This is a genomic window from Isoptericola croceus (assembly GCF_029382255.1).
GTDB classification, from domain to species: domain Bacteria; phylum Actinomycetota; class Actinomycetes; order Actinomycetales; family Cellulomonadaceae; genus Isoptericola; species Isoptericola croceus.
On the sequence record NZ_JARLLG010000002.1, the window covers coordinates 208608 to 227740 of the forward strand.

16 protein-coding genes are annotated in these 19133 nt (G+C 71.0%); 11 read left to right on the forward strand and 5 right to left on the reverse strand.

All coding sequences use genetic code 11. The annotated features are described in order from the left end of the window. Positions 1 to 19: 19 nt before the first annotated feature. From PZC42_RS06850 to PZC42_RS06875, 6 genes are all read left to right on the forward strand, one after another. Positions 20 to 1003: a ribose-phosphate diphosphokinase gene (locus PZC42_RS06850; protein ID WP_277209463.1), complete on the forward strand. Its 984-nt coding sequence runs from the start codon at positions 20 to 22 to the stop codon at positions 1001 to 1003. 381 nt (positions 1004 to 1384) lie between these two features. Further along, positions 1385 to 1984 carry a 50S ribosomal protein L25/general stress protein Ctc gene (locus PZC42_RS06855; RefSeq protein ID WP_277209464.1) on the forward strand — a complete coding sequence of 200 codons (600 nt, stop codon included), beginning with the start codon at positions 1385 to 1387 and terminating at the stop codon, positions 1982 to 1984. 116 nt (positions 1985 to 2100) lie between these two features. Next, complete coding sequence (gene pth, locus PZC42_RS06860; protein ID WP_277209465.1) at positions 2101 to 2703, forward strand: aminoacyl-tRNA hydrolase; 603 nt, start codon at positions 2101 to 2103, stop codon at positions 2701 to 2703. 135 nt (positions 2704 to 2838) lie between these two features. Then, positions 2839 to 4038 (forward strand): glycosyltransferase, encoded by a 1200-nt coding sequence (locus PZC42_RS06865; protein WP_277209466.1) that lies wholly within the window; start codon positions 2839 to 2841, stop codon positions 4036 to 4038. Beyond that, complete coding sequence (locus PZC42_RS06870; protein WP_277209467.1) at positions 4035 to 5690, forward strand: tyrosine-protein kinase domain-containing protein; 1656 nt, start codon at positions 4035 to 4037, stop codon at positions 5688 to 5690. Before PZC42_RS06865 ends, PZC42_RS06870 begins: the two co-directional genes overlap by 4 nt. Continuing rightward, entirely contained in the window at positions 5687 to 6886 is a 1200-nt protein-coding gene (locus PZC42_RS06875; protein ID WP_277209468.1) for a glycosyltransferase, read from the forward strand. Before PZC42_RS06870 ends, PZC42_RS06875 begins: the two co-directional genes overlap by 4 nt. Here the strand turns inward: PZC42_RS06875 and PZC42_RS06880 are convergent. Genes PZC42_RS06880 through PZC42_RS06895 form a run of 4 tightly spaced genes read right to left on the reverse strand, consistent with a single transcriptional unit; the run spans position 6846 to position 12434 of the window. Then, complete coding sequence (locus PZC42_RS06880) at positions 6846 to 8027, reverse strand: glycosyltransferase (RefSeq protein WP_277209469.1); 1182 nt, start codon at positions 8025 to 8027, stop codon at positions 6846 to 6848. The two genes, PZC42_RS06875 and PZC42_RS06880, sit on opposite strands and share 41 nt — an antisense overlap. Continuing rightward, entirely contained in the window at positions 8024 to 9049 is a 1026-nt protein-coding gene (locus PZC42_RS06885) for a glycosyltransferase family 4 protein (RefSeq protein WP_277209470.1), read from the reverse strand. Before PZC42_RS06885 ends, PZC42_RS06880 begins: the two co-directional genes overlap by 4 nt. After that, positions 9046 to 10398 carry an O-antigen ligase family protein gene (locus tag PZC42_RS06890; RefSeq protein ID WP_277209471.1) on the reverse strand — a complete coding sequence of 451 codons (1353 nt, stop codon included), beginning with the start codon at positions 10396 to 10398 and terminating at the stop codon, positions 9046 to 9048. The genes PZC42_RS06885 and PZC42_RS06890 overlap by 4 nt, the downstream gene beginning before the upstream one ends. Continuing rightward, positions 10395 to 12434 carry a glycosyltransferase gene (locus tag PZC42_RS06895; RefSeq protein ID WP_277209472.1) on the reverse strand — a complete coding sequence of 680 codons (2040 nt, stop codon included), beginning with the start codon at positions 12432 to 12434 and terminating at the stop codon, positions 10395 to 10397. The genes PZC42_RS06890 and PZC42_RS06895 overlap by 4 nt, the downstream gene beginning before the upstream one ends. 147 nt (positions 12435 to 12581) lie before the next feature. On the opposite strand from PZC42_RS06895, the gene PZC42_RS06900 reads away from it, so the two are divergent. The 3 genes from PZC42_RS06900 to PZC42_RS06910 are packed head-to-tail and all read left to right on the forward strand — an operon-like array spanning position 12582 to position 16110. Beyond that, on the forward strand, positions 12582 to 13610 hold the full coding sequence (locus tag PZC42_RS06900; protein WP_277209473.1) for an NAD-dependent epimerase/dehydratase family protein: 1029 nt from the start codon (positions 12582 to 12584) through the stop codon (positions 13608 to 13610). Continuing rightward, a complete protein-coding gene (locus tag PZC42_RS06905) occupies positions 13607 to 14905 on the forward strand; it encodes a class I SAM-dependent methyltransferase (RefSeq protein WP_277209474.1) in 1299 nt (432 codons plus the stop codon). Before PZC42_RS06900 ends, PZC42_RS06905 begins: the two co-directional genes overlap by 4 nt. Continuing rightward, positions 14905 to 16110, forward strand: coding sequence for a class I SAM-dependent methyltransferase (locus PZC42_RS06910; protein WP_277209475.1), 1206 nt, complete (start codon positions 14905 to 14907; stop codon positions 16108 to 16110). Before PZC42_RS06905 ends, PZC42_RS06910 begins: the two co-directional genes overlap by 1 nt. Here PZC42_RS06910 and PZC42_RS06915 read toward each other — a convergent pair. After that, positions 16097 to 16648 (reverse strand): dTDP-4-dehydrorhamnose 3,5-epimerase family protein, encoded by a 552-nt coding sequence (locus tag PZC42_RS06915; protein ID WP_277209476.1) that lies wholly within the window; start codon positions 16646 to 16648, stop codon positions 16097 to 16099. The two genes, PZC42_RS06910 and PZC42_RS06915, sit on opposite strands and share 14 nt — an antisense overlap. Before the next feature lie 152 nt (positions 16649 to 16800). Between PZC42_RS06915 and PZC42_RS06920 the strand changes: the two genes are divergently transcribed. Both PZC42_RS06920 and PZC42_RS06925 read left to right on the forward strand, forming a co-directional pair. After that, the gene (locus tag PZC42_RS06920; RefSeq protein ID WP_277209477.1) at positions 16801 to 18276 is read left to right on the forward strand and encodes a glutamate-1-semialdehyde 2,1-aminomutase; all 1476 of its coding nucleotides are present in this window, start codon (positions 16801 to 16803) and stop codon (positions 18274 to 18276) included. After that, on the forward strand, positions 18273 to 19124 hold the full coding sequence (locus PZC42_RS06925; RefSeq protein ID WP_277209478.1) for a sugar phosphate nucleotidyltransferase: 852 nt from the start codon (positions 18273 to 18275) through the stop codon (positions 19122 to 19124). Before PZC42_RS06920 ends, PZC42_RS06925 begins: the two co-directional genes overlap by 4 nt. Positions 19125 to 19133 lie beyond the last annotated feature (9 nt).

The following is a 19133-nucleotide window of genomic DNA, read 5'->3' on the forward strand; positions in this document are numbered from 1 at the left end:
CGAAGGAAGCAACCCTCTGATGAACACCTCGATCCCCGGCACCGGAGAGCGCAACCTCGTCCTCGCAGCGGGCCGGGCGCACCCTGAGCTCGCCGATGCCGTCGCCGAGGAGCTGGGTATCGGCCTGCTGCCGGTCTCCGCGTACGACTTCGCGAACAGCGAGACCTACGTGCGCTTCGGCGAGTCGGTCCGTGGCGCGGACATCTTCCTGCTGCAGAGCCACACCGCGCCCGTCAACCAGTGGCTGATGGAGCACCTGCTCATGGTCGACGCCGCCAAGCGCGCGTCGGCGCGCACGGTGACCGCGGTGACGCCGTTCTACGGCTATGCCCGGCAGGACAAGAAGTCGCGGGGCCGTGAGCCGATCTCGGCTCGGCTGGTCGCGGACCTGCTGCGTACCGCCGGGGCCGATCGCATCATGAGCGTCGACCTGCACACGGCTCAGATCCAGGGGTTCTTCGACGGGCCGGTCGACCACCTGTGGGCGATGCCGCTGCTCACCGAGTACGTGCGCACCCGGGTCGACACCACCAACGTCACCGTGGTCTCGCCGGACGCCGGCCGCATCCGCGTCGCCGAGCAGTGGGCCGAGAAGCTGGGTGGCGGCCCGCTCGCGTTCGTCCACAAGACCCGCGACGTGACCCGGCCGAACCAGGCCGTCGCCAACCGCGTCGTCGGCGACGTCGAGGGCCGCGAGTGCGTGCTCGTCGACGACCTCATCGACACCGGCGGCACCATCGCCGAGGCGGTCAAGGTCATCATGGACGCGGGTGCGAAGTCGGTGGTGGTCGCGGCCACGCACGGCGTGCTCTCCGACCCGGCCGGGCAGCGGCTCAGCGAGTGCGGCGCCTCGGAGGTCGTCGTCACCAACACCCTGCCGATCTCGGCCGAGAAGCGGTTCGACGGGCTCACCGTGCTCTCCATCGCGCCGCTCATCGCGCGCGCCATCCGTGAGGTGTTCGACGACGGGTCGGTCACCTCGCTGTTCGACGGCAACAGCTGAGGCGGGTTCTCGTACGAAGACACGCGCACGGAGGCATGTACCGGGACCTGCCCGGGGCACAGCGCGCCCGGACTTTCCTCGGTCCGGGTGCGCCAGGTACAGTAGTCAGGTTGCCTCGGCGAGGGACGTCTGACGGGCGCCGGTCCACCGGTCGCGAGCACCTGCTCGCAGCCCGCAGAGCTGGATCCGTCGGATTTCCGTGATCGACTGGGCGGCTGCCGGTAGAGCGCGCACGCGCCCCGACCGTGCGGCGCCCGAGATCGCGTCCGTCACGTGTCCCACGCCGACGCAGCCGCCCGTCCGCGCCGGTTCCCCCTCGCGGACAGCCGACGGCTCCCTCTGGTCGTCGGCACGCACAGACCTTTAGCAGGAGTGATCCACGTGTCCGAGATCAAGCTCGCCGCCGAGTCCCGCACCGAGTTCGGCAAGGGTGCGGCCCGCCGCGCCCGCCGTGCCGGCAAGATCCCCGCCGTCCTCTACGGTCACGGCGCCGACCCGCTGCACATCAACCTGCCGGGCCACGAGACGATGCTCGCGGTCCGCCACACGAACGCGCTGATCGGGCTGGGCGTCGACGGCGAGAACTACCTCGCGGTCGTCAAGGACGTCCAGCGTCACCCCGTCCGCCCCGAGATCGAGCACATCGACCTGCTGCTGGTGACCAAGGGCGAGAAGATCGCCGTCGACATCACCGTGCACATCGTGGGCGAGTCCGCGCCGGGCTCCATCCACCTGGTCGAGGAGCAGACGCTCTCCGTCGAGGCCGACGCCACGAACATCCCGGAGTCCATCGAGGTCTCCATCGAGGGCAAGCAGGCCGGCGAGAACATCGTCGCCGGCGACGTCGAGCTGCCGGAGGGCGTCGAGCTCCTCACCGACCCGTCGTACACCGTCGTGACGATCACCGAGCCGCGCGGCGAGGAGTCCGACGAGGAGTCGGCCGAGTCCGCCTCGGCCGCGAGCGAGTCCTCCGCCGAGTGACCCTCGCGTGACGAGCTAGCAGCACCCGAACGCCCGACGACGGCCCTGCGCCGCCGTCGGGCGTTCTGCGTGCCGCGATCGACGACTAGGGTTCATGCGGCGAAAGGATGGGGAGCATGGCGGACACGCCCTGGCTGGTGGTCGGGCTCGGCAACCCCGGACCGAAGTACGCCGGCAACCGGCACAACGTCGGCCAGATGGTGCTCGACCTGCTCGCCGAGCGCACCGGCAGCCGGTTCGCGAAGCACACGCGGGCCCAGGCGACAGTGGCCGAGACCCGGCTCGGTACCCTGCCCGGCGGCGCCCCCGGGCCGCGCGTGATCCTGGCGAAGCCGACCACGTACATGAACACGTCCGGCGGCCCCGTCTCGGCGCTCGCCCAGTACTACGGGATCGACGCCGAGCACGTGCTGGCGGTGCACGACGAGGTGGACATCCCGTTCGACGCGATCAAGCTCAAGGGGAGCGGGGGAGAGGGCGGCCACAACGGGCTGCGTGACATCTCCAAGGCCCTCGGCACGCGGGAGTACACGCGCGTCCGGGTGGGGGTCGGGCGACCGCCGGGACGGATGGACACCGCGGACTACGTGCTGCGCGACTTCTCGGGCACGGAGCGCAAGGACCTGCCGATGCTGATCGGCGACGCCGCCGACGCCGTCGAGATGGTCGTCACCGAGGGGTTGCTGGCCGCGCAGGGGAAGTACCACCAGCGGGTCTGAGCACCACGTCGAGATTCACCCGTCGCGACGGGTGAAAAGCAGGGCACTGCCCCAAGAATGGCGGTGTCTGAGATCTAGACTCCTTAAGACCGGTCGCCCCGGGAGAGCCGTGGGCGTCGTCGACGAGGGGGCGGGATGTCGAAGCCGACTGTCGCTATCGCACACGACTACCTGACGCAGCGAGGTGGCGCGGAGCGGGTAGCCCTCACGATGGCCCAGGCGTTTCCCGATGCCCCTCTCTACACGTCGCTCTACGACCAGGACGGGACGTTCCCGGAGTTCTCTCGCTGCGACGTCCGCACATCTCGTCTCGATCGGTCCAGAGTGCTTCGGAGCCACCACCGGCTGGCGCTCCCGTTGCTCGCCCGGGCCGTGGAAGAGCAGCCGATCGAGGCAGACGTGCTGCTGGCGAGCTCGAGCGGCTGGGCGCACCGCTACCGGGGTGCGCAGCGCACGGTCGTGTACTGCTACGCGCCTGCCCGCTGGCTCTACCAGCAGGACCGGTACCTCTCCGGGGCTGCCGGTAGCGCGATCCGTGACCGCGTGCGGACCCGCCTCGCGGCGACGGCTCTGCGCGCGCTCGGGCCCGGGCTCCGTTCGTCCGACATCGACGCCGCAGCGCGGGCGCACACCTATCTCACGACCTCGACCGAGATGCGGCGCATGATCAAGGAGGTCTACGGCATCGATGCCGAGATCGTCCCACCACCCCCGGCGGTGGATGCGCACGGCCCGTTGCGCGCCGTGCCGGGCCTGAGGCCGGGCTACCTCCTGTGCGTGGCACGGCTCCTGCCCTACAAGAACGTCGACGTCGTCGTGGCGGCGGCGCGGCGGCTCAAGGTCCCGCTCGTGGTCGTCGGTGAGGGGCCGGACCGAGGGAGGTTGGAGCGCCTCGCGAGCGACGATCTGATCGGGCCGGCCGACACGCCAGGTCGGCGAGGAGGCGTGCACCTCCTCGGGAGGGTCGATGACGAGGAGCTGCGCTGGCTCTACGCGAACGCCGCGCTGCTCGTCGCGACGTCCTACGAGGACTACGGGCTGACCCCGCTCGAAGGCGGTGCCTTCGGGCTGGCCTCGGTGACTCTCGGGACCGGCGGATATCTCGACACCGTGATCGACGGTGTGACCGGTCTGTACGTCGGTGCGCCGGACAGGGACCTGGTCGCGTCGGCTGTCGAGTCCGCCCTGGAGAGATCGTGGGACGAGAGCAAGATCCGATCCCACGTACAGAAGTTCTCACGAGGAGCGTTCGTCGACAGACTGCGCACGATCGTTGCCCGGGAGACCCAGGTCCTCGGAGCGTCCGATCACAGTGAACAGATCGGGTTCTCATGACTGTCCGAGAGTTCTTGCGCGTGATGTGGGAGGGCAAGTACTTCATCGTCCTGTCGGTGATGGTGGCCCTGGGCGGGTCCGTTCTCTATGCCGACCGGCAGCCCGAGGCCTACGAAGCCTCGGCGGTCGTCCAGATCAACGCGGCCGACACCGGCGAAGACCCGGCCCTGGCTGCCTCCAGCACGGTGGACACCGATCCGCGACTGGTCGAAGCGCCAGAGGTGCTCCGCACGGTCGGCGGCGACTCAGCCACCCGCGCCAGCCTTCGCGGGCTCGCGAGCAGGATCTCCGGCCTCTACGACGAGGAGACCAGGGTCACGGTGATCACCACCGTGGCTGATTCGCCACAGGGTGCTGTGACGCTGGCGAACACCGTGGCCTCCGCCTACGTCGAGCATCTCCCGAGCGTCATCGACGGTCAGATCGAGGAGGTGGAAACGAGGAGGGACGCGCTGCGGACCCAGCTGGACACGGTGGCGGCGCAGCTCAAGGAGAACAAGAAGGATCCGCTCGCCATCGCCGAGCGCGAGACGATCATCACCCAGTACCAGGCTCTGTCGGCGAGCAGGAACACTCTCGACTCGATCCTCACCCCCGCTCAGATCCTCACGCCCGCCTCCTCCGCCGCCGTCATGGGGCTGCCACGGCTGGGCATCGTCCTCATCGGTGGGCTGGCCGGCATCGCGATCGGTATCGGCCTCTCACTGGCCCGGCGTGCCCTCGACAGCCGACTCCGGGGCCGCATCGACACGACGGACGCGGCGGGTGCGCCCGTGCTGGCCGAGCTGTACGAGGTCAAGCGGGCGGCGAAGTCCTACCGCAAGGTTCCGGTGCTCCCGGTCTCGAGCCGGGTCGCCTCACCGTTCACGGAGTCGATCCGCGAGCTGCGTACTGCGCTCCACGTGGCGCTGCACGACAACGAGCACGCCGTCGTCGTCGTCACTGCGGCAGACCCGCACGCCGCGCGATCCTTCATCACCGCCAACCTCGCCGCGTCCTGGGCGATGAGCGGCCGGAAGACCGTTGCCGTCGCCGGTGATCTCCGTGGCCGGGGACTCGGTCCGTTGTTGCCGCCACCGCACGGCCCCGGATCGGACCGGGAGGGCCTCCGGGAGACGCAGGTGCCGAGCCTGGGCTTCCTCACGCTCCAGGACCCCGACATGGATCCGGCCGACTTCCTGGCCACCGCACAGGTGCGCAGGATCATCGAGTCGGCCCGGGATGCCGCTGACGTGCTCGTCATCGACGCGCCCCCCGTCCTCGGGGCGGCAGACGCCACGATCCTGGGCGGATATGCCGACTGCGTCGTCCTGGTGGCGACGGCAGGCAGGACGGACCGGGGTGTCCTGCAGGCGGCAGTGGACAGGCTGCGCATCAACGATGCGCCACTGGCCGGTATCGCGCTGGCCGGGGTGAAGAGCGACAGCCAGCTGATCTACGCCTCGACCTACGGAGAAGCCACCGCCCCTGGACGGCCGGAGGCGCCTGCTGCTGGTGTTCCCGTCGCTGCCGAGGCCGCCGCGGGCCCCGCAGGTCTCGCCGCGAGGGAGGACGGCGACCCGGGGAGCCCGGAGGTGACGGCACCCGGGTCGGCGCCTGCCGGAGGGAGGCGGCCGACCGCACGCGAGCTGCGCGTGTCCAGGTGGCGGTGAGGTTCTGGCGCCGGCCCCCGCCCCGGCGCTCCGGACCGCTGCGGGTGCTCGTCATCGATCACACGGCATCGCTGGGTGGTGGCGAGCTGGCCCTGCTCCGGGCCTGTGCGGCGATCGACCCCGACGAGGTGGAACTACGCGCCCTCGTGCTGGACGACGGGCCGCTGGTGGACAGGCTGCGGGCCGCGGGGATCGCCACGATCGCGGTTCCTGCCGCGGACCAGTTCCACCAGGCAGGCCGCCATGCCCTCGTGGGGTCCTGGCGCGGGATCCTGCACGTCGGTGAGGCACTACGCCTCGTCGCTCGCACCATCCGGCTGGTTCGCTCCGCCGACGTCGACGTCGTGCACACGAACTCCCTGCGCGCCGACGTGATCGGGCTCCTGGCGGCGAGCTGGGTGCGGGTGCCGGTCGTGTGGCACGTCCACGACCGGATCTCCGACGACTACCTGCCGGTGGCCGCGGTCAGGGTGCTCCGCGCACTGGCGCGACACGGACCTCGCGCGGTGGTGGCGAACTCCCGGGCGACAGCCGCGACCTTGCCCGGGGTGCGCGACCTGACGGTCGTGCACCCGGGCTTCGGTCCGGACCAGGTGCTGGCCTACGAGGAGAGGGTCGCGCCGGCAGATCCGCGGATCGGGTTGATCGGCCGTCTCAGCCCGACGAAGGGGCAGCTCGAGCTCGTGAGGGCAGCGCGCGCCGTGGTGGATCGAGAGCCTGCTGTACGGTTCCGCCTCATCGGTGGAGCGCTCTTCGGCGGCGAGGAGTATGCGCAGAGGGTCAGGGACGAGGTGGCCCGGCTCGGTCTGGAGGAATCGGTCGAGATCGTCGACTTCACCGATGACCCGGCCGCGCAGCTCGACTCGTTGACGATCTGCGTGCATGCCTCTCCGGTCCCGGAACCATTCGGTCAGGTCATCGTCGAGGCCATGGTGCGGGGAGTGCCGGTGATCGCGACCGACGCGGGGGGAGTGCCTGAGATCGTCCGCTCCGACGCCGGTCGCCTCGGCGCTCTCGTACCCCCGGGAGACGTGGACGCGCTGGCCTCGGCCCTGACCGAGATGCTCGCGGACCTTCCCGGCGCGGAACGGCGGGCCGCGCTGGCACACGCCGAGGCCGTGCGTCGGTTCCCCGTGCAGGCGACCGCGCGCACCCTCACCGGTGTGTGGCGGAGGAGTGCCGGACGTCGCGGATGACGTCCGCCATGAGCTCCGCCTGACGCGCCCAGGTCGGGATCGGCTCGGGCGCAGCGGGGGAGTCGTGGCCGCCGGAGGAGGGTGGTCCACCCTGGAGCGCGGACCTGACCTCCGTCGGGAAGGAGACGTCGGCCGAGACGGTGACGTGGGGGTCGGAGGTGTCCCGAAAGCCTGCGACGGGCGTGGAGACGACCGGGCGACCGACGGCGCGGTACTCGTACAGCTTGATCGGGTCGAGGCTGTCTGTGAACGCATCGACGACATGCGGGACGACGAGCAGGTCCGCATGCTGGAGATAGGCGGGTACCTGGTCGTACGGCCGGGGGCCGAGCAGCACGACACCGGCGTCCAGGAGCCGGTCCGTGTCCGACCTCGTCAGCGAGTTCGGCCCGACCAGCACGAGGGACCCCGTGTCACCGAGAGCTCGTGCTGTCTCCTCGCACAGCTCCAGGTCGAGCCGGTCGGCATGCAGCGTGCCGACATAGACGGCGGTGCGCCCTCGGGGAAGATCGGTCGGCGGGGACGTCGGACGCCGGTAGTGCTCGACGTCGACGCCGTTCGAGACGAGCACGACCGGCCGGAACTCCTCCTTGCGGCTCACGAGGACCGGTGAGCACACGGTGACGGCCGCAGCCGTCTCCACCAGGAACTGGTCGGCCTCGAGGATGCGTCGAGACTCGGCCGAGCCACGCGACGCCGTGGTCCAGTCGTCGGTGATGTCGTAGAGCGTCGGCCAACCTGTCTCGCGGGACACCGTCGCGCCGTACGGGTCGTTGACCCACAGCACGGGCCGTGTGATCCCGATGGACCGGGCCGCTCGTCGCACGGCAGCACTCCGACGGCGGTCCCCGCTCGGGTCGACACGTCGCGGGAGCGCCTTCGTCGGCTGGAACAGCCAGATCCGGCCCGGACCGACGCCGTCGGGCGGAGGGGCGGCCCGCAGCCCGCGGCCCCGTCGAGGACCGACGCCTCGCCTGAGGTCGTGCAGCGGGTCGCTGACCGGTTCGACGAACAGGACCCGCGTATCGGGTCGCGCGCGCATCATCTCGGCCACCAGGTGCTGGTTGCGTCGCCAGACCTCGTCCCAGGGCTCGAGAGACATCACGACGAGGTCTGTCCCGCCGGAGACTCCCTGACTCATCGGATCACGCTCCGGTACACGTCGCTCGTGGCGGCCACCTGCTCGTCGAGCGAGAAATGCTCGCGCTGACGCGTCCGCAGGCTCGACCCATACGCCTCACGCAGCGCGGTGTCGTCGGCGAGCCTGCGGAGGTGTCGAGATGCCTCGGCCACGTCCCCCGTCGCATAGAGCCCAGGTCGGCCGGCCGCTCCCAGCGACTCGAGGTGGCCCCCGGACCCGTCCGCCACGACCGGGACGCCACCGGCCATGGCCTCGAGCACACTGAGCCCGAAGTGCTCACCCGGCGTCGGCGCCAGGAAGATCGACGCCTCGTCCAGCAGCGATGCGACGTCGTGGCGAAACCCGAGTAGCTCGACGGCGCTGCCGACGCCGAGCCCGGCGGCAAGAGCGGCGATCTGTGACCGCAGGGATCCCGTGCCGGCGATCCTCAGGCGCCAGCCCTGGTCTGCGAGACCGGACGCCGCGAAGGCTCTGACCCCGATGTCGACGCGCTTCTCGGCTTCGAGGCGGGAGGCGATGAGTACGGTCGGCGTCCTCGCACCGGCCCTGTGCAGGAGGGGCGGTGCCTCGACGCCGGCCACGATCACCCGGCTCGGGCCGTCGATCCGCTCCTGGGTGAACCGGCTGATCGCGACCTGGGCAGCGACGGTCCGGCGAATGAGCTGCGCCGCGAGCCGTCCGCCGGCGCTCTGCCCCCGCACGAGCGCGAAGTGTCGTGTCGCGACGAGCGGAACACGCCGTGTGAGCACCGGCCCGTACAGGCAGGCCGCCAGCTCGGCGGCGGTCATGTGTGCGTGGACGACGTCCGGTCGGGGCCGGGAGGCGATCGAACGACGAGCCTGTGCCACGCTCGCGCCGGGAAGCACCTCCACGACGCCCCCGACCGCTCGGCACATGGGCTCGGGGGCCCCACCGACGACCGTCACGTCGAGACCTGCCTCGACCTGTGCGCGGGCGAGTCTCGACACGTGGGCCTCGACTCCGGCGAACGCGTCCGTCACGACGACGTGGGTGATCCTCACACCAGCTCCGCCCGGGCGCTGCTCCTCGGCCCGGCTCGCCGGGCTCGCACCAGCTCCGTCGCACGGTGCCGCGGGCGCTTCTCGTAGCCCTCGGCTCCGAGGCACACGCCGACGAGGAGGAACGGCAGCGACACGAGGATCGACACCCAGAACTGGTCGAACTGGCTCGCGACGAGCCGGGAGGCGAGCAGTGCGACGGCGAGCGTCCCGTACCGCGGATTCATCCGCCACGCCACGACGAGCGTCCCGACCAGGAGGGTCGCGAACCCCAGCAAGCCCACGACCCCCACGGACGAGAGGACCTCGGCGAAGGCGTTGGGAGGCTGGAAGCCGGGTGTCGGTCCGACGGTCCACCAGCGCATGCCAGCACCGAACCAGGGGTTGTCGCGCCACACGTCCATTCCGCCCTCGATGCCGACGGCGCGAAACGCGGTGGAGCTGAACCGGTCTGCCCCGGACAGGTCCTCCTGGACGCGACCGGCGACGAACACAGCGGCGGGGGCCGTGGTGAGGAGGATGAGACGCGGGCCGATCCGCCGCCCGTGTCCCGGCCGGAAGGCAAGGACCATGAGCCCGATCCCGAGGCCGACGATCGCCTGTCGTGACTGGACGGCGAGCATGCCGAGCACGAGGAGGTAGAAGAGGGGGATCCGGTACCAGGTCGGCCAGCGGAGCCACGGTTGTCGGAGGAAGGCCAGCAGGGCGACCGACATGAAGATCGGCCCGGCGAGGTTCTTGTGGAGGGCGAACGGCCAGGTGGGGTACACGGCACCGGTGTCGCCCCCCACGAGTTGGAGGGCGCCCAGGAGGCAGGCATTGAGCGCGATGACTCCGGCGAGCAAGGACAGCAGGGTCAGCCCGAGAGTCGCTCGGCCGGAACGGCCCACCCCCCAGCCGACGACGAGTGCACCCCCCACCAGCAGCCAGGCATGGAACCACTCCGCGGCGTTCTGCGGGAAGGGAGTGGCGATGACGGTGAACAGGATGGTGAGCTGGTAGAAGGCCGAGAGCCACAGCATCGACCGAAGGGCCGGGGTGAACGGTCGTGGGGTGAAGACGAGGACCAGCCAGAACATGGCGAAGAGCACCACGTCGCTGAGCGTCATGTCGAGGGGTTCGCCGCCGACACGCTCGGCGATGATGAGGGTCGGCATGGCGACCACAGGGACGATCGTGGGGTCGTAAGCGGTCACGCCGATGACCACGACGGCCACGGCGGCGACCACGCCGAGCGCGACCTCCTGGACGATCAGGTAGCTGACCGAGCCCACGATCACGACGAGCACCGCCGTCCATGCGGTGGCGCTGAGCGCCGGACGGGTCGCCGATCGCACGCCGGTCAGGCTCACGTGACAGCCACCTCCCGCAGCTCGACGGCCGCGGGTCCGGCGAGGTAGGTGTGGAGCCGGTGCCGCGCGGCGTCACGCCGCGCGCCACGGAGCACCGCCGAACGAAGCGCGGCACCGGTCACGAGGGCAGCGCGTGCCGCGGCCCAGCCGGCCGTGCCGTAGTGCTTCCGGAGGTAGCGTTCCTGGGAGGCGTGGAAGTGCAGCTCACGACGGCGGCGATCACCCCCCGTCCCAGCCCCCTCGTGCACGACCTCGGCAGCATCCACGACCGCGTGGCGCCACCCCAGGCGGTGCGCGCGGAACGCCCAGTCCGCCTCCTCGGCGTAGAGGAAGAAGCGTTCGTCCAGGGGGCCGACGCTCCGGAGGGCGGCGGCCCGCAGCAGCAGGGCCGACCCGATGACGAAGGAGCGCTCTCCGGGGATCCGGAAGCGCCCCAGGCCGAGAGCCTCCCACCATGCGCGCGCCGGGGAGGGGAACGGCCACGCGACCTGGCCGGGCGTCCCGGAACCGTCGACCTGCGCCGGTCCGACGCTCGCGAGGACGGGGTCCTCGTGCAGCGCGGCGTACAGCTGCTCGACCGCCTCCGGTGTGACGATCGCGTCCGGGTTCAGCAGGAGCACGTCGGCGGCGGGGTCCTGGCGGTGACCCAGCGCGACGTTGACCGCCGCAGCGAAGCCGACGTTGCGTCCGGGGTCGAGATAGACGCCGCCGGCCCGGTCCGTGATCTCACGGTGCTCCGCTGACGACGAGTTGTCGACCACGGTCACGGGATACGTCCCGGCGATCGGTTCGAGCGCCGCCCTGAGCAGCTCGGGTGCACCGTAGGCCACCACGACGACCTCGATCCGGGGCGTGCTCGTCGACGGGTGCGTGGTCGCGGCGTCCGTTCCGGTGTCGCGAGCCGACCTGCTCGCGGCCCTGACCGCCGTGGTGTAGAGCTTGCGGTACTGCTCGGCGATCACGGGCCAGGAACAGTCGGCCGCGCGGGCGAGCCCAGCCTCCCGCAGGGTTCCAGCGACGTCCGGCCGTGTCGCTTCGCGGATCCCCTCGAGGATGGCGGCGGGATCACCCGGTTCGACGAGGACACCTGCGCCGGCGACGATGTCGGGCACGGACCCGACCCGCGTCGCCACCACCGGGGTGCCGCACGCCATGGCCTCGACGGCGACGCGGCCGAACTGCTCGGCGAGGCCTGGGGCGACGACCGACGGGACGACGAGCACGTCCACGCTCCGGTAGAAGTCGGGGAGCTCCGCGGTCTCGAGCGGACCGAGCAGCTGCACCCGTCCGCCCAGGGACGCTGCCTGCTGACGCAGCCGCTCCTGCTCGGGACCTGCTCCGGCGACGACGAGGTCGAGCCGCGCGTCCCGCGCGACAGCCTCGATCAGGACGCTGACGCCCTTCTGGGTGGTGAGGCGTCCCGCATAGCCGACGCGGACCTGCGGGCCGGCCGTGCCGGCCAGGTCGGCGTCGGACGGCGAGAAGAGTGTCGTGTCCACACCGAGCGGGATGCGCTCGACCGCGCCGCGGGCGCCCTTGTAGCGCATGATGCGCGCCGCGTCGTGGTTGCAGGTCACGACGCCGGCAGCATGTCGGAGCGCCGAGCGCTCCAGGCGACGGAACGGCCACGGGTACCGCTTGAGGAGGTTCTGCGCCGAGTACAGGAAGTACGGTGCGGGCGCGGACGGCCTGCGCCGGCGCACGGTGTCGACCACCCGCCGCGCAGCACGGATCGCCAGGACCTCCGCCGTCGCCAGCGCGACAGGTTCCTCGTGCACGTCGAGCACGTCCCACGGCTCGCCGAGGGCCCGCCACAGCACCACGGGGTCGTAGAGGAACAGCGCGGGGTGGTGGCCGACCGTGCGCGCCGTCACGAGGTCTTCCCCGCGCTGGGCGCGGGGGGAGACGTCACGACCGCCTTCGTCCCACACCGCGGCCGTCACGACGCGGACCTCGTCGCCCTGCCGGCGCATCTCGACCTCGCGCTCACGCCACGCATCCACGACAGCACTGTGGGAGATGCGCAGGATCCTCATGCACCCAATTCTTGCCCCGGAGGTGCCGGTTTTGATCCGCCCTGGTCCAAAGATCACCCGTTCGTTCCCCCGGTCGATCCCTGTCACCGGACGGCGAGCGAGGGTAGTTTCGAGCACGAGGGCAGGGTCGTGCGATCGGAGAAGCACATGAGGGTTCTTGTCGACGGAGACCGGGGCTACATCGGCGCTGTCCTCGTCCCCTACCTACGAGCCCACGAGCACGAGGTCGTCGGGCTCGACGCCGGGTGGTACGACGGGTGCGACTTCGGCCGCCCGGCGACGGACTACGAGCAGCGCTCGGGCGACGTACGCGACGCCCGCCCGGGGGACCTGGCCGGCTTCGACGCGGTCGTCCACCTGGCCGCCATCAGCAACGACCCCATCGGTCACCTGGCTCCGGAGGCGACCTTCTCGGTCAACACCGACGGCGCCGTCCACATGGCCCGGGTGGCGAAGCAGGCCGGGGTGCAGCGGTTCCTCTTCTCGTCGTCCTGCTCCCTCTACGGTGCTGCCGGTGACGCGCCGGTCGACGAGACGAGCGAGTTCCACCCGGTGACCCCGTACGGCGAGTCCAAGGTGCGGGCCGAACGGCAGATCTCGCGGCTGGCCGACGACGGGTTCAGCCCGACGTACCTGCGCAACGCGACCGCCTACGGCAGCTCGCCACGGTTGCGGGCCGACATCGTCGTCAACAACCTGACGGGCACCGCCTTCACCCGGGGTGAGGTCCGCCTGCAGTCGGACGGTTCGCCCTGGCGCCCCCTCGTGCACGTCGAGGACATCTCCCGCGCGTTCCTCGCCGCGCTCGAGGCGCCTCGCGACGACGTGCACGACCAGGCGTTCAACGTGGGACGGGACGAGGACGTGGTGCAGATCCGCACCGTGGCGGAGGTGGTGGCCGACGTCACCGGGGCGCCCGTGACCTTCGCCCCGGGGGCGGGTGCGGACGCCCGCGACTATCGGGTCGACTTCAGCAAGATCCGCAGCCTGCTCCCTGGCGCCGCTCCCCGGTGGACGGTACGGGACGGCGTCGAGGAGCTGTGGCGCGACATGCAGGAGCGGGACCTCACCGCAGACCAGTTCGAGCGGGAGTTCGTGCGCCTCCACCGCATCCAGGAGCACGCCAGGGCGGGTCGCCTCGACCTGGCGGAGCTGCGCACGGTGGTGGCGGCATGACGGCGACGGACACGGGCTCCCTGACCATGTCCCGGGCCGTCCGAGGCCCGTCGTGCCGCCTGTGCGGGGCCGAGCTGACGCGCACCTTCGTGGACCTCGGCATGTCCCCGCCCTGCGAGGCGATCCTGCGCGCCGACCAGGTGGACCAGGGCGAGACGTTCTACCCGCTCAACGTCCGCCTCTGCACGCAGTGCCTGCTGGTGCAGCTTCCCGCTTACGTCGCCGAGACCGAGATCTTCGACGACTACGCCTACTTCTCGTCCTACTCGACGAGCTGGGTCGAGCACGCACGGCGCTTCGTCGACGCCGCGGCGGGCCGTCTCGGTCTCGACCCGGAGTCGTCGTTCGTCGTCGAGGTCGCGAGCAACGACGGCTACCTCCTGCGGCACGTGACGGAGCGAGGCCTGCGGTGCCTCGGCATCGAACCGTCGCGGACGGTCGCGGACGCCGCGATCGCCCAGGGCATCCCCACGCTCGTCGAGTTCCTCGGCGAGCAGACGGGACGTGCCGTCCGGGCCGAGCACGGCCCGGCCGACCTGGTGGTGGCGAACAACGTGTTCGCTCACGTGCCCGACATCGTCGACTTCGCCAAGGGCCTGCGCGCCCTGGTGGGCGACGACGGCCGCGTCACGATCGAGATCCCGCACCTGCTGCGTCTCATCGACGGCAACGAGTACGACACGATCTACCACGAGCACTACAGCTACCTGTCCCTGCTGACGACCCAGCGGGTGCTCGCGCAGGCGGGTCTCGTCGTCGTCGACGTCGAGGAGCTGCCCAGCCACGGCGGGTCGCTGCGCACCTGGTCCGCGCCGACGGAGGCCGTCGAGGCTGGACGGGCGGTGCCGTCCGAGGCGGTCGGCCGGGTGCTGGCCGCCGAGGAGGACTTCGGGCTGCACACCGTCGAAGGCCACGACGGGTTCGCGGAGCAGGTGGCCACCGTCCGCGACGACTTCGTCTCGTTCCTGCTCGACGCCCGCCGCGCGGGCAGGCGCGTGGTGGCGTACGGCGCGCCGGGCAAGGGGAACACACTGCTGAACCACTGCGGCGTCCGGGCCGACCTCCTCGAGTTCGCCGTGGACCGGAACCCGTACAAGCACGGCCGGTTCCTCCCCGGCACGCACATCCCTGTGCTCGCGCCCGAGGCGCTCGATACCGCCCGGCCCGACTACGTCGTGATCATGCCGTGGAACCTGCGCCAGGAGATCTCGTCACAGCTCGCGCACGTCGCGGAGTGGGGTGGGAAGCTGGTCGTCGCCCTCCCGCACCTCGAGGTGTTCGAGCCGGGGACGTGATGGCCGGCACGCCGGTCGCGTCGTGGCGCTGTCGGTGGTGCGCCGGCGCCGAGGGCACGGTGGTGCTTGACCTCGGTGAGCAGCCGGCGGCGGACGTCTTCCCGCCCGTCGGCACGGCGGACGCCGAGGCGCGGTACCCGCTGCGGATGGTGCTGTGCGCCGGCTGCGGCCTGGCACAGCTCGAGGACGACCCCACCGAGGCCGACGAGCCGCGGGGTGTCGAGCCGGCGGCGCTCGTCGCGCAGGCTCGTGAGGCCGTGGCCGACCTCGCCGCGGCGGAGCTGGCCGAGCCTGGCGCGAGCGCGGCAGAGTTCCCCAGCCCGCACGGCGGGTCCTGGTCGGGACTGCTCGCCGCCCACGGCCTGACGGTGCTGGACGACGGAGGAGCGGTCGACGGCGTACCGGCGGACCTGGTCGTCGACTCTCTCGGCATGATGCACGACCCTGACCAGCGGGCAGCCCTCGCCGCTCGGGCAGACCGTCTCACCCGTGACGGCGTGCTCGCCCTGCACGTCCACCCGCTCGGGACGATCCTGCGGACGAGCGCGTGGAACGCGCTGCGACACGGGCACTACGCCTACTACTCGGTGAGCTGGCTCGTGCGTGCCGCCCGGGATGTCGGCTTCGTGCCGGTGGGTCTGTGGCGGTACAGCCTGTACGGCGGCACGGTGGTGCTCGCTCTCGCTCGAGCGGGGTCGCGTCCCGCTGAGCGCGGCGCCGGCACGGCGGCGCTCGCGGCACTGCGTGACGTGCTGGACGAGGAAGACGCCGCCGGTGTGACGAACCCACGATCCGTGGGGCGGCTCCAGGACGCGGTCACGCGGACGGCGACGGCGCTGCGCAGCTGGCTGGACGACCACCGTGCGGAGGGCGTCGTCGGCTATGGCGCAGCCTCCCGTGCCGTCTCCCTGCTTGCCGTGGCGGGGGCGACGGGAGCCGACATGATCGCGGTCGTCGACGCGTCACCGGCCAAGGAGGGCCTGTCGATGCCGGGTACCCGAGGCAGCGACGGGACGGCGCGCGTCCCGATCGTCGATCCGTCCGCCCTGACCGTCCTGCGACCCCGCTGGGTGGTCCTGTTCGTCCCCGACCTCCTTGACGAGGTGCGCCGGCAGTACCCGGAGGTGGAGGCGTCCGGTGGCCGTTGGGTGGTGGCCGAACCCACTCCGGTCGTCGTCGGGCCGGACCCGATCAGGACGCGCTGAGGCGAGCGGCGAGCTCAGCCCAGGACCCCGCGGCGCGGTCACGGGCGCTCACCGTCGTGATCTCGACCGGCCAGACGATGCCGAGGTCGGCGTCGAGGTGGTGCACGGCCACGTCCTCGGTGGGGTCGTGCGTGGCATCGATGCGGTAGCAGACGTCGGCGGTCGGGGTCAGGGTCTGATGCCCGTGGAGGAAGCCACGCGGGATGTACAGCACCACGAAGTCCTCGTCGTCGAGCACGAACGACTCCGCCCTGCCGTAGGTCCGCGACATCGGTCGGGCGTCGACGACGACGTCGAGCACGGCGCCGTGCGCCGCCCGGACGAGCTTGGCCTCGCCGCCGCCCACACGACCGTGCATCCCGCGCACGACGCCCTGGTGCGAGCGGGACTGTGAGTCCTGGACGAACGCCGCGGGGTCGATGCCGGCCTCGCGCGCCGTGGCGTCGTCGAACGTGCGGGTGAAGAAGCCCCGCTCGTCGACGTGCGGGGTCGGCGTCAGACGGAGCAGGCCATCGAGGCCAGTGGTCTCGACTCGCATGTACACGAGGCTAGGCGCTCCGGTGAGACACGGCCAGGGCGCCCGGGTGATTCCGCTCCTCCACCGGGTGAACTAGTCGCCAGGTCGTTGAGCCTGGTGAGGTGTGCGCGAAGAATGGCTGAAGTATCGCCGGTGATCCTGGAGGCCAAAAAATGGGTGCAATCCGGACGGTCAGCCCGCAGGAGTTCTCCGGACGCGTCGCGCCCGATACTCGCCACACCTCATGGGTCGGATCGGCAGACGCGCAGGAACGCCTGCACCGTCTCGTGCCGGGGGGAGCACACACCTACGCCCGTGGCTCCGACCAGTACCCCGAGGGTGTCGCGCCGGTGCTGGTGCGCGGGGTCGGGTCCCGGGTGCAGGACGTCGACGGCAACTGGTACGTCGAGTACGGCATGGGTTTGCGCAGCGTCACCCTGGGTCACGGCTACCGGCCCGTGGTCGAGGCCGTCGCCCGGGCCGCCGCGGACGGCGTGAGCTTCTCCCGGCCCTCCGTCCGGGAGCTCGAGGCCGCCGAGAGGTTCGTCGCGACCGTACCGGGGGCTGACATGGTGAAATTTGCCAAGAACGGTTCCGATGCGACGACGGCAGCGCTCAGGCTCGCCCGTGCGGCCACCGGTCGTGACATCGTCGCCATCTGCAGCAGCCAGCCGTTCTTCTCCGTCGACGACTGGTTCGTCTCCACCACCAGGATGGATGCCGGTATCCCGACGAGGGGCCGGGGCCTGACAGTCGGGTTCGTCTACAACGACCTCGACTCGCTGCGCAGCGTCCTCGAGGAGCACCGGGGGAACGTCGCCGCCGTCTTTCTCGAGGCCGCGACGGGTGATACCGAGCCGGCACCAGGTTTTCTCGAGGGCGTGCGGGCGCTCACCACCGAGCACGGCGCCGTGATGGTGCTGGACGAGATGATCACCGGGATGCGCTGGGACGTCGGCGGGGCGCAGGAGGTGTACGGCGTCGTCCCGGATCTCTCTGCCTGGGGCAAGGCACTCGGCAACGGGTTCGCGGTCTCCGCCCTCGCGGGAAGGCGGGAACTGATGGAGCTCGGTGGGCTCGGCACCTGTCGGCCGCGTGTGTTCCTCCTGTCGACCACGCACGGCCCCGAGACCACCGGGCTCGCCGCCTACCTCGCCGTGTCCGACGCCTACGTCGAGCACGACGTCGTCGGCATCATGGATCGCCAGGGGGAGCGCCTGCGCCGCGGGGTGGAGGACGTCACCGCTGCCGCCGGCGTCGCCGACTTCGTGACCGTCACCGGCCGGGCCTCGTGCCTCGTCTTCGGGACTCGCGACCTGCAGGGCGATCCCAGTCAGGCGTACCGGGCCCTCTTCCTCCAGGAGCTGCTCCGGTACGGCGTGCTGGGTCAGTCGTTCGTCATCTCCGCCGCGCACACCGACGACGACGTCGACCTCACGGTCGAGGCCGTCGCACGGGCCTGCGTCGTGTATGCGAAGGCACTCGACAACGGCACCACCGCCGGGTTCCTCCGGGGACGGCCGGTGGCTCCCGCGCTGAGGAGATCTGCCGTGCCGCGCCGACTACCAGATCTGGGCGCTCCGGCCGTCAGATCGTCGGCACCCGGCACCCGCCCGCCTCGAGCAGCCCTCGAGGAGATCCACCCATGAAGGTCGTCCTGTTCTGCGGGGGGCTGGGCATGCGGATGCGGTCCGGCCACGACTCGCTGCCGAAACCGATGATGCCCATCGGCTCGCGCCCGGTGCTGTGGCACATCATGAAGTACTACGCACACTTCGGGCACACGGAGTTCGTCCTTGCCCTCGGGTATGGCGCGACGGCCGTCAAGGACTACTTCCTGAACTACCAGGAGACCCACTCCAACGACTTCGTCCTCACGAAGGGCGGTCAGGAGATCGAGCTGCTCGGCAGCGACATCAGCGAGTGGCGCATCACGTTCGTCGACACCGGTATGGACACGGCGATCGGTGAACGCCTGCGTCGCGTGCGCCGGTACCTCGACGACGACGAGGTCTTCCTCGCCAACTACGGGGACGTGCTCACCGACGCCCCGATGGACCGGATCGTCGACGACTTCCTGCAGACGAACGCCGTGGGGTCGCTCATGGCCGTGGCACCGCAGGACTCCTTCCATGTCGTGCGGTTCGAGCCTGACGGCACCATGCGTGACCTCGAGCCCGTGGCCGGCATGAGCATGTGCATCAACGGTGGCTACTTCGTCCTGCGCCAGGGCATCTTCGACTACCTCGACGAGGGGGAGGACCTCGTGATGGACGCGTGCGTCCGCGCGGCGCGCGCGGGCCGGTTCCGTGTGCACGCGCACCCAGGGTTCTGGGCGCCGATGGACACGCTGAAGGAACGGTCTGCTCTGGAGGAGATGAACCGCATCGGCGACCGGCCCTGGGCGGTGTGGGACAGAGACTCGCAGCACCAGAGGCGCAGGGTGCCCGAGGTGGACGTGCCCGATGTGGTGGGGCACGTCCGTGCGAACGCCTGAGGACAAGAC

What these genes read in the sequence shown, in the direction of transcription:
- PZC42_RS06850 (WP_277209463.1), top strand. Translation starts at nt 20, where the DNA reads ATGAACACCTCGATCCCCGGCACCGGAGAGCGCAACCTCGTCCTCGCA.
- pth (WP_277209465.1), top strand. Translation starts at nt 2,101, where the DNA reads ATGGCGGACACGCCCTGGCTGGTGGTCGGGCTCGGCAACCCCGGACCG.
- PZC42_RS06865 (WP_277209466.1), top strand. Translation starts at nt 2,839, where the DNA reads ATGTCGAAGCCGACTGTCGCTATCGCACACGACTACCTGACGCAGCGA.
- PZC42_RS06870 (WP_277209467.1), top strand. Translation starts at nt 4,035, where the DNA reads ATGACTGTCCGAGAGTTCTTGCGCGTGATGTGGGAGGGCAAGTACTTC.
- PZC42_RS06880 (WP_277209469.1), bottom strand. Translation starts at nt 8,027, where the DNA reads ATGAGTCAGGGAGTCTCCGGCGGGACAGACCTCGTCGTGATGTCTCTC.
- PZC42_RS06895 (WP_277209472.1), bottom strand. Translation starts at nt 12,434, where the DNA reads ATGAGGATCCTGCGCATCTCCCACAGTGCTGTCGTGGATGCGTGGCGT.
- PZC42_RS06900 (WP_277209473.1), top strand. Translation starts at nt 12,582, where the DNA reads ATGAGGGTTCTTGTCGACGGAGACCGGGGCTACATCGGCGCTGTCCTC.
- PZC42_RS06905 (WP_277209474.1), top strand. Translation starts at nt 13,607, where the DNA reads ATGACGGCGACGGACACGGGCTCCCTGACCATGTCCCGGGCCGTCCGA.
- PZC42_RS06910 (WP_277209475.1), top strand. Translation starts at nt 14,905, where the DNA reads ATGGCCGGCACGCCGGTCGCGTCGTGGCGCTGTCGGTGGTGCGCCGGC.
- PZC42_RS06915 (WP_277209476.1), bottom strand. Translation starts at nt 16,648, where the DNA reads ATGCGAGTCGAGACCACTGGCCTCGATGGCCTGCTCCGTCTGACGCCG.
- PZC42_RS06920 (WP_277209477.1), top strand. Translation starts at nt 16,801, where the DNA reads ATGGGTGCAATCCGGACGGTCAGCCCGCAGGAGTTCTCCGGACGCGTC.
- PZC42_RS06925 (WP_277209478.1), top strand. Translation starts at nt 18,273, where the DNA reads ATGAAGGTCGTCCTGTTCTGCGGGGGGCTGGGCATGCGGATGCGGTCC.